This is a genomic window from Streptomyces sp. MK37H, from assembly GCF_018035285.1.
Taxonomy (GTDB): Bacteria; Actinomycetota; Actinomycetes; order Streptomycetales; family Streptomycetaceae; genus Streptomyces; species Streptomyces endocoffeicus.
Genome location: NZ_JAAAYH010000265.1, coordinates 1 through 12,870, shown reverse-complemented (window position 1 = coordinate 12,870; position 12,870 = coordinate 1). Strand labels below are relative to the sequence as shown.

At 71.6% G+C, this 12,870-nt stretch carries 9 protein-coding genes; 8 read left to right on the top strand and 1 reads right to left on the bottom strand.

Features of this window, described 5'->3' with window-relative positions:
* Nucleotides 1-136 precede the first annotated feature (136 nt).
* The 5 genes from GWI24_RS29670 to GWI24_RS29650 all read left to right on the top strand — a co-directional run bounded on the left by GWI24_RS29670 (nucleotide 137) and on the right by GWI24_RS29650 (nucleotide 7,924).
* Entirely contained in the window at nucleotides 137-1,174 is a 1,038-nt protein-coding gene (locus GWI24_RS29670) for a glutathione S-transferase family protein (RefSeq protein WP_210948963.1), read from the top strand.
* Between the two features lie 462 nt (nucleotides 1,175-1,636).
* A complete protein-coding gene (locus tag GWI24_RS29665; RefSeq protein WP_210948962.1) occupies nucleotides 1,637-1,855 on the top strand; it encodes a type A2 lantipeptide in 219 nt (72 codons plus the stop codon).
* Between the two features lie 111 nt (nucleotides 1,856-1,966).
* Nucleotides 1,967-2,773, top strand: a complete 807-nt coding sequence (locus tag GWI24_RS29660; RefSeq protein ID WP_210948961.1) for an HlyD family efflux transporter periplasmic adaptor subunit — start codon at nucleotides 1,967-1,969, stop codon at nucleotides 2,771-2,773.
* Complete coding sequence (locus GWI24_RS29655) at nucleotides 2,770-5,052, top strand: NHLP family bacteriocin export ABC transporter peptidase/permease/ATPase subunit (protein ID WP_374103354.1); 2,283 nt, start codon at nucleotides 2,770-2,772, stop codon at nucleotides 5,050-5,052. The genes GWI24_RS29660 and GWI24_RS29655 overlap by 4 nt, the downstream gene beginning before the upstream one ends.
* A 1-nt stretch (nucleotide 5,053) precedes the next feature.
* On the top strand, nucleotides 5,054-7,924 hold the full coding sequence (locus tag GWI24_RS29650; protein WP_210948960.1) for an NHLP bacteriocin export ABC transporter permease/ATPase subunit: 2,871 nt from the start codon (nucleotides 5,054-5,056) through the stop codon (nucleotides 7,922-7,924).
* A 52-nt stretch (nucleotides 7,925-7,976) separates the two neighbouring features.
* Here GWI24_RS29650 and GWI24_RS29645 read toward each other — a convergent pair whose 3' ends face one another.
* Nucleotides 7,977-9,551 (bottom strand): MDR family MFS transporter, encoded by a 1,575-nt coding sequence (locus GWI24_RS29645; RefSeq protein WP_210948959.1) that lies wholly within the window; start codon nucleotides 9,549-9,551, stop codon nucleotides 7,977-7,979.
* 167 nt (nucleotides 9,552-9,718) lie between these two features.
* Here GWI24_RS29645 and GWI24_RS29640 point away from each other — a divergent pair, with 167 nt between their 5' ends.
* The 3 genes from GWI24_RS29640 to GWI24_RS29630 all read left to right on the top strand — a co-directional run.
* On the top strand, nucleotides 9,719-10,282 hold the full coding sequence (locus GWI24_RS29640; RefSeq protein WP_210948964.1) for a TetR/AcrR family transcriptional regulator: 564 nt from the start codon (nucleotides 9,719-9,721) through the stop codon (nucleotides 10,280-10,282).
* 98 nt (nucleotides 10,283-10,380) lie between these two features.
* Entirely contained in the window at nucleotides 10,381-12,072 is a 1,692-nt protein-coding gene (locus tag GWI24_RS29635; RefSeq protein WP_210948958.1) for a phospholipid carrier-dependent glycosyltransferase, read from the top strand.
* A 349-nt stretch (nucleotides 12,073-12,421) separates the two neighbouring features.
* Nucleotides 12,422-12,870, top strand: a 449-nt coding sequence (locus tag GWI24_RS29630; RefSeq protein ID WP_210948957.1) for a CAP domain-containing protein, incomplete at its 3' end; no start/stop codon positions are given.

Below are 12,870 nucleotides of genomic sequence, written 5' to 3'. Positions count from 1 at the left end.
GTTCCGTGAGGAATACCCCTTCCCGAGATGTGGAACCGGGTAGATGTCATCCGTGGCAACCCAGAGCCCCGGCAGCCGACCCGTGACCCGGACCGTCCACGACGGTTCCCGCTTCGGAAGGTGGTAGGTGGTCCCGTTGAACACCGCTGACCAGGAGACACCCCGCGAGCGCGAGGAGTTCCGCCGCTCCGCGCCGCACTTCGCCGACCGGATCACCGCCGACGGCCGGGACGGCTGGCCGGTGGAGGCCGGTCGCTATCGGCTGGTGGTCAGCCGGGCCTGCCCCTGGGCGAGCCGCGCGCTGGTCTCACGGCGGCTGCTCGGCCTGGAGCCGGCCCTGTCGCTGGCCATCACCGACCCCATCCAGGACGAGCGCAGCTGGCGCTTCACCCTGGACCCGGGGGACCGGGACCCGGTCTTGCGCATCGGGTTCCTCAGCGAGGCGTACGACGCCCGCGAGACGGGATATCCGGGCGGGGTGAGCGTGCCCGCGGTGGTGGACGTTCCCAGTGGCCAACTGGTCACCAACGACTACCACCGGATCACCCTGGATCTCGCCACCGAGTGGACCGCCCTCCATCGCGAGGGCGCCCCGGATCTGTACCCCGAGGAGCACCGCGACGAGATCGACGACGTGGCGGAGGGCATCTACCGCGATGTGAACAACGGTGTGTACCGGGCGGGCTTCGCCGAGCACCAGCACAGCTACGACGACGCGTACCGGCGTCTCTTCGCCCGCCTCGACGAGCTGTCCGAGCGGCTGGCCACGCGGCGCTATCTGGTCGGCGACACCATCACCGAGGCCGACATCCGGCTGTTCACCACGCTGGTCCGGTTCGACGCCGTGTACCACGGCCACTTCAAGTGCAACCGCAACAAGCTCAGCGAGGACCCGGTGCTGTGGGGGTATGTCCGTGATCTCTTCCAGACGCCGGGTTTCGGGGACACCGTCGACTTCGACCACATCAAGCGCCACTACTACCAGGTGCACACCAACATCAACCCCCGCCGCATCGTTCCGCTCGGCCCCGACCTCTCCGGGTGGCTGACGCCGCATCACCGCGAGGAACTGGGCGGGCGTCCGTTCGGCGACGGCACCGCACCCGGACCGGTGCCGGACGGCGAGGCGGTGCCGGACGGCGAGGCGGTGCCGGAGGAGGGCCGGGTGGCTTGAAGTCGCACATGTCGCATTCCCGTGCCGCGCAGCGCCGCATGTCGCTTCGTTCGCCCGGTCTTCAAGTGATCGGCACACCTGTTACACACATCCAAGGTGTGCGCCCCGGCCCGTGCGCCACCCCGGCCCCAGCCGTGGCGGCCAGGCCCGACATGACGCGCGTCACGTCGCACAAGGGGCGCGCCGCCGGGTGAGGTCGGTGACCTTTCTGTGAGGGAACGGCGCCGATGAGGTGCGCACTTGTGCCCGTCATGTGATCGGAAAGTGGCGGAATGCCCGGTTCCGGACCTGGCTGATTCGCAGCGTGGCGAGCCCCGTGATTACATCCCTTTCCGCGCTAAGGCATCCACGGATCCCCGGTTCCCGCCGGAACCCCGTGGCCATGCCGTGGGAGCCGATTCCCCTCGGCACCCATGCGCTGTTGCAAGCTCAATGAGACAGTCACCCAAGGGAGACGCAAGAATGAACAACGCGCCCAAGGTCGCCACCCAGGAGATCTCCGACGCCGAACTGGACAACGTGGCCGGCGGGATCGGCAACCCGGTGGGCGACGTCCTCGGCACCGTGGACACCGTCACCGGCCCGGTGACCGGCGCCCTCGGCACCGCTACCGGCACGGTTGACGGTCTCACCGGCCTGAACACCACCGGCATCGTCGGTGGGGTCGTCGGCAGCCTCTGAGTCTGACACACCGCCTTCCCTGTGCCCCGGGCCTGCCTGGTCCGGGGCACTCGGCGGTCCACGGCGCCCGCCCTTATCGATCACTCCCTTCGCGGTTGAGGAAAGACTCTCGTGCAGTTCCGCCAGCAGGCCCTCTCCAAGGCGCAGTCGGCAGAGGACATCGACCTGCCGGTGCGCTACGCCCGTCCCCAGGGGTGGCTGGCGCTGGCGGTCACGGTGGTGGTCATGGCCGGGGCCGCCGTATGGGCCGTCACGGGCACCGTGTCCAACACCCTCGACGCCACCGGCATCCTCACCCACGGCCAGGGCAGCTATGTGCTGCAGAGCCCGATCGCGGGCCAGGTGACCTCCGTCCTCGCGCAGGAGGGCAGCACCCTTCCGGCGGGCGCGCCGCTGCTGAAGGTTCGCACCACCCGTGGCACCACCGTCGTGCGCACCATCGCCGCCGGCCGGCTCACCACCCTCTCCGCCTCGATCGGCTCCGTGCTGAACACCGGCGCGAACGTGGCCTCCGTGGAGCGGGTCCGCCACTCCGGCGACCCCCTCGTCGCGACCCTGTACGTCCCGGCGGACCGGGCGGCCTCGGTGCGGGTGGGCGCCTCGGTCGACCTCAGTGTGCAGTCCGCGCCGACGCAGACCTACGGTGTGCTCCGCGGCGAGGTGCGGGCCGTCGGCCGGACCGCCCAGTCCAGTCAGCAGATCGGCTCCTACCTCGGCAGTGAGCAACTCGGCGAGGAGTTCTCCAAGCACGGCCCGCCGGTCGCCGTCCAGGTACGCCTCGACCGCGAGCGCGGCACCCGCTCCGGCTACAGCTGGTCGTCCCCCGAAGGCCCGCCGTTCGCCCTCGGCTCCATGACCCTGACCGACGGCACCGTCCACCTGGACGCCCAGCACCCCATCGATTGGCTGCTCCCGTGACCGCGACGAACGAGGCCGGACCGCCCCGGCCCGCACCCGCCGGAAGCAGCGGGGCGCGCCGCCCACAGCCGGCCCGCGGACGGCGCCGCGCCCCGCGTGGCGGAGCCGGGCCGAGGAAGCCCGGGCGCCGTACCGTACGCACCCCCACCGTGCTCCAGATGGAGGCCCTGGAGTGCGGTGCGGCGTCGCTCGCCATGGTGCTCGGACACTACGGGCGCCATGTGCCGCTGGAGGAGCTACGGATCGCCTGCGGTGTCTCCCGGGACGGCTCGCGCGCCAGCAATCTGCTCAAGGCCGCCCGGAGCTACGGCCTGCGCGCCAAGGGCATGCAGATGGAGCCCGAGGCCCTCGTGGAGGTCCAGGCCCCGGCCATCCTGTTCTGGGAGTTCAACCACTATGTCGTCTACGACGGCATGGGGCGGCGGTTCGGCAAGCGCGGCGTCCACATCAACGACCCCGACAAGGGGCGCCGCTTCGTCCCCATCGAGGAGTTCGACACCAGCTTCACCGGTGTGGTCCTGGTCTTCGAACCCGAGGAGTCCTTCCGCCGGGGCGGGCGCCGCCCCGGGGTGCTGGGTGCCCTGCCCCCGCGCCTGCGCGGCACCACCGGAACCCTGCTCGCGTCGCTGCTGGCCAGCCTGCTGCTGGTGGCGGTGGGGGCCGCGGTCCCGGCGCTGAGCCGCACCTTCATCGACACCTTCCTGATCGCCGGCCAGGACTCGACGCTTCAGCCGCTGTTCGCGTCCATGGCCGTGGCGGTGGTCCTCACCGCGGTGCTGACCGGTGTCCAGCAGGCGAACCTGCTGCGCGGGCGCATCATCTCCTCCACCCTCAGCAGCGCGCGGTTCCTGCGCCATCTGCTGCGGCTGCCCGTCACCTTCTTCGCCCAGCGCAGCCCGGCCGACCTGGTCCAGCGGCTGCGCTCCAACGACACCGTCGCCGAGACGCTCGCCCGCGATCTGGCCGCCGCTGCCGTCGACGGGGTCGTCGTGGTGCTCTACGCCGTGCTGCTGTGGACCTACGACCCCCAACTCACCGGCGTCGGCGTCGGGTTGGCGCTGCTCAACGTGGTGGCGATACGGGTGGTGGTGCGGCTGCGGGCCACCAGGACCCAGAAGCTGCGGGCCGACACCGCGCGGCTGACCACCACCTCGTACACCGGTCTCCAGCTCATCGAGACGGTGAAGGCCACCGGCGGCGAGGCGGGCTACTTCCGCCGCTGGGCCGGTCAGCACGCCATCACCCTGGAGGAGCAGCAGCGCCTCGGCGTGCCGAGCTCCGTACTGGCCGTGGTCGCCCCCACTCTGGCCACGCTCAACAGCGCCCTCATCCTCTGGATCGGCGGGCTGCGGGCCGTCGAGGGTCATATCTCCATCGGCCTGCTGGTGGCCTTCCAGGCGCTGGTGACCCGCTTCACCGCGCCCATCACCCGGCTCAACGGAGTGGCCGGGCGCATCCAGGACTTCTCCGCCGACGTGGCCCGGCTCAAGGACGTGGAGAACTTCCCGGTGGACTCCCTCTACACCCGCGACGAGCCGCGCGAGGACACCCGCCGACTGACCGGGCAGGTGACCCTGGAGAACATCACCTTCGGCTACAACCCGCTGGACGAGCCGCTGCTGCGCGACTTCTCGCTGTTCGTCGGCCCCGGCCGTCAGGTGGCGCTGGTCGGCGCCTCCGGCAGCGGCAAGTCCACCGTCTCCCGGCTCGTCTCCGGCCTCTACGCCCCCTGGGAGGGGGTCATCCGCATCGACGGACAGCGCCTGGAGGACATCCCCCGAGGTGCCCTGGCCGCCTCGGTCTCCTTCGTCGACCAGGAGATCTTCCTGTTCGAGGGGACGGTGCGGGACAACGTGGCGCTGTGGGACCCGTCGATCCCGGACGAGGCGGTGGTGGAGGCCCTGCGGGACGCCGTGCTCTACGACGATGTGATCGCACGGCGGCCGGAGGGGATCCACTGCCGGGTGGAGCAGGACGGCCGCAACTTCTCCGGCGGCCAGCGGCAGCGGCTGGAGATCGCCCGCGCCCTGGTGCGCCGCCCCAGCGTGCTGGTGCTGGACGAGGTCACCAGCGCCCTGGACGCGCGGACCGAGCAGCTCGTCATGGACAACCTGCGCCGCCGCGGCTGTGCGTGTGTGGTGATCGCCCACCGGCTCAGCACCGTGCGGGACAGCGACGAGATCCTCGTCCTGAACCGCGGCACGGTAGTCGAGCGCGGCCGGCACGAGGACCTCGCCGCCGCCGGAGGCCCGTACGCCGAGCTGATGAAGGAGCACTGACATGGCGTCCGTTCACCCGGCCGCGGCGGTGGCCGCGGACGGCGGCGACGCGGTGGTCCAGGCGCTGGGCGCCCTCGGCACGCCCGTCGACTGCGCCGGGCTGCGCAGCCTCCCGCTGGAGGGCCCGCAGGTGCTCTGGCTCGTCGTCGCCGGCGCCCTGGACCTGTTCGCGGTGGACGCCGCCGAGGAGGGGCAGTGGCACTTCCTCGGCCGCCTGGAGACGGGCGCGGCGCTCCCCGGCCCGGTCGAGGGGCCGCGCCACACCCTGCTGGGGAGGCCCTCACAGGACTGCCTGGTGCGCCGCATCCCGCTGCGCGAGCTGTACCGCCCGGAGGTCTACGACGCGTACGGCACGGGCCAGTCCGGCGATCCGTACGCCACGTACGGCGGCGGATTCCAGGACACCCCGCCCAACCCGCTGGAGCACGCCGTGGCGCTCGGGGTGAGCCGCAGCCTCGGCGTCCTCTTCCAGGCCCCGCTGGACGGCGGGGCCGCGCCCGAGGCGGAGGCGGCCGACGAGGACCTGCTCTGGCTTCCGGTGCCGCCCGGCAGTGTGCGCTACGGCGCCGAGTACAGCGCCCAGGCCGCCGGTGACCTGCTGATCGACGGTGCGCTGTGGCAGCGGATGGTCAACCAGCAGTACCGCCTCGGCACCGCGGTGGACCGCTGGATCGAGACCATGGAGCGGGCCCACGCCGACCGTACGGCGGCCGGTATCCGGGCCGGCGAGGCCGTGCGCACCCGCGCCGACCAGGCGCTGATCGCCTCCATCGGAGGGCCCCGGCGGGACGGGCGGCCGTCGGAGGAGAGCACCGACGACGCCGTGCACGCGGTGTGCCGCGCCGTGGCGGAGGCCGCCGGGATCACCCTGCCCGACCCGCAGCGGGGCCGCGCCACCGACGACCGTACGGACCCGGTGGAGCGCATCGCCGCCCACGCCCGGATCCGCACCCGCGCCGTCCGGCTGGAGGGCCAGTGGTGGCGGGAGGACGCCGGGCCGCTGGTGGGCTACCGCGCCAAGTCCGGGGCCCCGGTGGCGCTGCTGTGGCGGCGCGGCCGGTACGAGGCGGTCAACCCCGCCTCCGGCCTGCGGATCCGCGTGGGCGGCGGCAACGCGGAGGAGTTCGAGCCGCGGGGCGTGATGTTCTACCGTCCGCTGCCCGACCGGCCGATGACGGTGTGGCGGCTGATGCGCTTCAGCGTGCGCGGCGCCGCCGGGGACGTCCGCAACCTCCTGATCGGCGGGCTGGTGACGGTGGCGCTCGGCGCGCTGGTGCCGCTCGCCACCGGCCAGGTGCTGGGCGGCTTCGTGCCCCGCGCCGAGAAGAGCCCCATCGTCCAGATCTCCCTGGCTCTGATCGTCGCCGGCGTCGTGGCGGCCGCCTTCATGCTGCTGCAGAACCTGACCCTGCTGCGCCTCGAGGGGCGGCTGGAGTCCACCCTCCAGCCCGCGGTGTGGGACCGGCTGCTGCGGCTGCCCACCACCTTCTTCGCCCAGCGCTCCACCGGAGAGCTGGCCAGCGCGGCACTGGGCATCAGCACCATGCGCCGGGTGATGTCCGGGATCGCCCCGACGGTCCTCCAGGCCGGCACCGTGGGCGTGATGAACCTCGCCCTGCTGCTGTACTACAGCGCCTCCCTGGCGCTCGCGGTGATCGCCGTACTGCTGGTGGTCTCCGGAGTCTTCCTCGGCATGGGGCTGTGGCAGGTGCGCTGGCAGCGACGGCTGGTGGAGAGCGAGAACAAGCTCAACAACCAGGCGTTCCAGACCCTGCGCGGCCTGCCGAAGCTGCGGGTCGCCGCGGCCGAGAACTTCGCCTACGCGGCCTGGGCCCGTGGCTTCGCCCACTCCCGCGATCTGCACCAGCGCACCGGGCGCATCAAGAACCTCACCCAGGTGCTGGACTCCGTCTACCTTCCGCTGGTCTCCCTCGCCGTGTTCATGCTGCTGGCCGGTCCGGCGCGGGGGAGCATGTCGGCGGGCGCCTTCCTGACCTTCAACACCTCGGTGACCATGCTGCTCACCTCCCTCACGCAGCTCACCAACTCCCTGGTCTCGGTGGTCGCCGTCCTGCCCATGTTCGAGCAGGTCAAGCCGATCCTGGACGAGCCGCCCGAGGTGCGTGGCGGCAGCGCCCAGCCGGGGCAGCTCTCCGGCGACCTCCGGGCCCGAAACCTCACCTTCCGCTACGGCGACGACGGGCCGCTGGTGCTCGACGATGTCTCGCTGGAGATCCGGCCGGGCGAGTTCGTGGCCGTCGTCGGCCCGAGCGGCTGCGGCAAGTCGACCCTGCTGCGGTTGCTCATCGGCTTCGAACGGCCGGTGTCCGGCAGTGTGCTCTACGACGGCCAGGACCTCGCCGCCCTCGACCAGGCGGCGGTACGCCGCCAGTGCGGGGTGGTCCTCCAGAACGCCCAGCCCCTGGGCGGCACGATCCTCGACTGCATCCGCGGCGCCGAGCCGTACACCCCCGAGGAGGCCATGGAGGCCGCCGAACTGGCGGGTCTGGCCGAGGACATCCGGCAGATGCCCATGGGGCTCCAGACCATGATCTCCGGCAGCGGCGCCATCTCCGGCGGCCAGCGGCAGCGGCTGATGATCGCCCAGGCCCTCATCCGCCGTCCGCGCATCCTCTTCTTCGACGAGGCCACCAGCGCGCTGGACAACGAGACCCAGCGCATCGTCATCGACAGCACCCGCCGGCTCAACGCCAGCCGGCTGGTGATCGCCCACCGGCTGTCGACCGTCATGGACGCCGACCGCGTACTGGTCATGGAGGACGGCCGGATCGTGGAGCAGGGCGCCCCGGCCGAACTGATGGCCATCGCGGGCGGCAAGCTGCACGAGCTGGTGCGGCGTCAGACGCTCTAACAAGGCGGGGCCCATCGGCGCTACGGGGCGGCCGGGGTCGCGGCCATCGGCGCTACGGGGCGGCCGGGGTGGCGGCCTCCTCGGCCTCCTCGGCCTTCTGCGGCTGGGCCGCCGGGCCCGGCCTGCCCCGCAGCGGGACCTCCTGCACGCACAGGGCGGCGATGAAGGCCACGGTGCAGACGACGGCCGCGGTCAGGAAGATCCGCTGGGTGCCGGTGGCCACCGCGTGGAGATAGCCGTCCCTGACGGACTCCGGCAGCCGGGCCAGCGCCGCCGGATCGGGCCGGGCCTCGCCCGTCTCCGCCCCGGCGGGCGCGTGGCCCCGCACGGCGCCGGTGAAGAGCGAGCCGAAGACCGCCACGCCCAGCGAGCCACCGATGGTGCGGAAGAGGGTGACCGACGCGGAGGCGGCCCCCATGTCGCGCATCTCCACACTGTTCTGCGCGATCGTGGTGACCATCTGCATCTGGCAGCCCATGCCCGTGCCCACCAGTGCCATGAAGCACCCGGTGGCCGCGCGGGAGGTCGTGGTGTCCATGGTGGCCAGCAGGAACAGTCCGACGGCCATGCAGACGGTGCCCACGATGGGGAAGATCTTGTACCGGCCGGTGGCGGACATGACCTTGCCGCCGACCTGAGACATGATCACCACGGGGATCATCAGGGGGAGCAGCAGCAGACCGGAGCGGGAGGCGGAGACGCCCTGGACGGTCTGCTGATACAGCGGCAGGTACAGCGAGCAGCCGAACATCACCACCCCGCCCACCAGGATCAGCGAGGACGCCAGGGAGAAGTTGCGGTGTCCGGTGAAGATGCGCAACGGCATGAGCGGTTCGGCCGCGCGCCGCTGCCGGGCCACGAAGGCCGCCACGCCCACCGCGGCCAGGGCGAACAGGCCGAGGATCTGCCATGAGGTCCACGCGTAGGTGGAGCCGGCCCAGGTGGCGCCCAGGGTGAGGGCGCACACGGTCGTCGTCATCACGGTGATGCCCGGCCAGTCGATACGGGCCTTGGCCCGGGTGGCGGGCAGCCGCAGCATCAGCTGACACCAGACCAGGGTGAGGACGCCGAGCGGCAGATTGATGAAGAAGGCCCAGCGCCAGCCGAGATGGCCGGTGACGAAGCCGCCGAGCAGCGGGCCGCCGATGGTGCCGATGGCCATGATGGAGGCGGTCATGCCCTGGTAGCGGCCGCGCTCCCGGGGCGGCGCCAACGAGGCGATGAGGGCGAAGGCACCGGCGCCGATCCCGCCCGCGCCCAGGCCCTGCAGCGCCCGGAAGACGATCAGCTGGGTCATCGTGTGGGCCGCGCCGGACAGCGCCGACCCGAGCACGAAGACGACGACGGCGATCAGATACATGTGCTTGCGGCCGTACAGATCGCCGAACTTGCCCCAGACGGGGGTGGAGGCGGCGGTGGCCAGGGTGTAGGCGGTCACCACCCAGGAAATGTGCTCCAGGCCTCCGAGATCGCCGACGATCGTCGGCATCGCGGTGCCGACGATCGTGGAGTCGAGCATCGACAGCAGCATCGCGAGCAGCACACCGAGCAGGGCCAGACGGACGCTTTTCGGGGTGGTGTCCGGCGGGGCGGGACTGCCGGACGGCGGTGCATCGGATACGGACATGGCTGATCACTTCCTTCTCAACGCGCTCGGCGCGGGGTTCCGAAAGACGGGAGCCGAAGGGGCGGGGCCCCGCCCCGAACAGAAGAGCACACCGACTAAAAAAGTGCAACGACTCAACTTTTCTATTCGGTCCACATACGGGTAGGGTGGTCCCCGTGAGCGAGACGATGGGGCGCCGTGAGCGCAAGAAGGCCGCCACCCGCCAGGCGCTGGCGGACGCGGCCCTGAGGCTGTTTCTCGACCGCGGCTTCGACCAGGTGAGCGTGCGGGACATCGCGGAGGCCGCCGACGTCTCCACGACCACGGTCTTCAAGCACTTCCCCAGTAAGGAGGCCCTGCTCTTCGACCTGGACTCCGACCGGGAAGCCGCCCTCATAGCCGTCGTGCGCGACCGGCCCGAGGGGATGTCCATCCCCAGGGCTCTGCGCGAGCACACGCTGAGGATGCACTCGGACGGCGCGGGCGACCCCGAGATGGCGCGGTTCGTCGAGCTGACGGAGAGCACCCCGGCGCTGCGGGAGTACGGCCGCCGCATGTGGATGCGCCACGAAGCCGCTCTCGCGGCCGCCATCGCCGAGGCCACCGGCGCCCCCGAGGGCGACCCCGGCTGTGCGGCGCTCGCCCACTTCGGGCTGGAAACCGTCAGCTTCGCCCGGGGCCGGGCCGACGCCCGGCAGGCCATCGAGGCCGCCTTCGACCTCCTCGAACACGGCTGGCCCGCGGCCGGTTAGGCGATGCCCACCGCAACCTCCGACCCCGTTTGCGGACTTGGCGCAAGTTTCGGGCGGATGCCGGATGCGGGGGCACGAGGGCGTTAGCGTCTGTCGCTATGCGGTGGGCCGGTGTGATCGACAGCGTGACCAGGACCGTCGGTGGGCCGAAGGGCCGGTGGTCGGTGGCGCCGGCGCGGCATCGGCGGTGGCTGGTGGTGGCTGCCGCCGTGGCGCTCCTCGTCCAGATGGCCGTCGCGATGGTCACCACGGCGGTGGAGCAGACGCCGACCATCGACGAGCCCGTGTATGTCGGCGCGGCGGTGGACTCCCTGCACCATCACCGGGTGCGCTTCAACCCCGAGCATCCACCGCTGGGCAAGCTCATCATCGCGACGGGGGTGGCGTTCGCCCGGCCGCACCTCGACGCCGGTTTCACCGGTGACCAGACGGCGCTCGGGCGGCATGTGCTGTACGAGGCGGGCAACGACCCCTGGCGGCTGATGCTGTGCGCACGGCTGCCGATGATCGCGCTGACGCTGCTGTTCGGGCTGGTGGTGTTCGCGTTCGCCCGCGAACTGACCGGCCCGGTGGGCGGAGCGGTGGCGCTCGCCCTGTACGCCTTCTCGCCGGACATCATCGCGCACGGCTCGCTCGCCACGCTCGACGTACCGGCGGCCGGTTTCCTGCTGACGTCGGTCTGGCTGCTGTGGCGGGCGCGGCGGCGACCGCGATGGCACCTTCCACTCGCGGGGGTGGCGCTCGGCGCCGCCCTCGCCACGAAGATGAGCATGCTGGCCGCGGTCCCGGTGCTGCTGCTCCTGGCCGTGCTCTCGGTCTGGTACGCCCGCCGTACGCACCACCGCACACCGCGCGACCAGGTACGGTCGCTCGGCATCGGCGTGGCGGCGGCGGTGGCCATGGCGCTGATCGCGGTGGCCGTGGTGTGGGCCACCTACCTCCTGGTCGACCCCCGGCTGCGCTGGACGCCGACCGGGCCTGTGCCCGCCGTCCAGGGCTTGCGCGGGCTCGCCGTCCACTGGCTGCCGCTCCCGGAGGCGTACCGCGACGGGATGCGCATCCAGTTCGGCTTCGAGCAGGACACCTGGCGTGGCTTTCTGCTCGGCCGCCGGTATGTCGGGTCGCTGTGGTACTACCTGCCCGTCGCGCTGCTGGTGAAGACGCCGCTGGGCATGCTCGCGCTCTGGTCGGCCGGGGCGGTCACGATGCCGGCGGTGCCCCGGCTGCGGCCCGCCACGCCGTATGTGCTCGTCCCCGCGGCCGTGCTGCTGCTCGCCGCCCTGGACGGAGCCCGCAACCTCGGTGTCCGGTACGCCATCTTCCTGCCGATGTCCCTGGCGGTGGCGGCGGCCGGGCTGATGGCCGTACGGCGGCGATGGGTGTACGGGGCCACGCTGGCGCTGGTGCTGTTCGCCGCGGTCAGCTCACTGCGGACGTATCCGTATTACCTGCCGTACTCCAACGAGGCGTTCGGCGGCCCGTCCCGAACCCATCTGCGGCTGCACGACTCGAACGTGGACTGGGGGCAGGACCTGGGGCGGCTGGCCGACCGCCTCCGGGAGCGCTACCGGGGCGAGCGGATCTGGCTCGTCTACAAGGGCAGCGGTGTGCCTTCCGCCTACGGCATCCACGCCTCCGACCCGCGCCGGGCCGCCCCGGACGAGGTGCGCGGGCTGCTGGTGGTCTCGGACTCCTCGATCGCCCAGGCCACCGGACGGCTGGCGGCGCTGATCGACGGCAGCCGGCCGATCGACGAGGTCGGCCACTCGATCACCATCTACCGCCGGTGACCGCCCACCGCCATGTCATGACATCTCTCACACCGAGCGCCGGAGTAAAGGGGGCGTAGCGGTGCATATCGACTAGGCGGCATAGTGGTTTTTGTCTGCCCTGTCGGATATGGCGGATTCCCCATCGCCCCGGCCCCGGCACTTCGGGTCCGCCGCCCACTCGCCTGGTTGCCGCGATTCCTGATGGCGCGTCGGGCCACCGTGGCCTTCCCCGGAACCCGCTCAGCATGACTCGCCGCTGAGCGCAAGTTCCGCCCTCGCTACGAACTCGTGTCGTACGAACACGTGTGTTGCCCGTGTGGCGGACGGCTCCAAGAATGACGGGCCTCAACCGAGTGTGAGGTCCCGCATGAGCAAGCACCGCAGCAGCACGACGCACCGCCGCAAGATAGCCATCGCCACGCTCGCCGTGGCCGCCGTGGGCGTTCCCTCGGCCGCGATGGCGTCGCAGTCCGCCGCACCCGCCGGCTCCCCCTCCGCCACCTCCGCGGCCACCAGCGACCAGCAGGAAGTGGTGGATCTCGTCAACAGCGAGCGCAGCAAGGCCGGTTGTGAGCCGCTGACCGTGAACGAGAAGCTGACCAAGGCCGCCCAGGACCACAGCGAGGACATGGCGGCGCACAGCAACATGTCGCACACCGGCTCCGACGGATCCTCCCCGGGCGACCGGATCGAGCGCGCGGGCTACTCCTGGAGCGCCTACGGCGAGAACGTGGCCTACGGCTATGACTCGCCCAAGAGCGTCATGGAGGGCTGGATGAACAGCTCCGGCCACAAGGCCAACATCCTGAACTGCGA

Bases quoted from the DNA above. Each gene is read 5' to 3' on its own strand.
- GWI24_RS29665 (WP_210948962.1), top strand. From the start codon at position 1,637: ATGAACAACGCGCCCAAGGTCGCCACCCAGGAGATCTCCGACGCCGAA.
- GWI24_RS29650 (WP_210948960.1), top strand. From the start codon at position 5,054: ATGGCGTCCGTTCACCCGGCCGCGGCGGTGGCCGCGGACGGCGGCGAC.
- GWI24_RS29645 (WP_210948959.1), bottom strand. From the start codon at position 9,551: ATGTCCGTATCCGATGCACCGCCGTCCGGCAGTCCCGCCCCGCCGGAC.
- GWI24_RS29640 (WP_210948964.1), top strand. From the start codon at position 9,719: ATGGGGCGCCGTGAGCGCAAGAAGGCCGCCACCCGCCAGGCGCTGGCG.
- GWI24_RS29635 (WP_210948958.1), top strand. From the start codon at position 10,381: ATGCGGTGGGCCGGTGTGATCGACAGCGTGACCAGGACCGTCGGTGGG.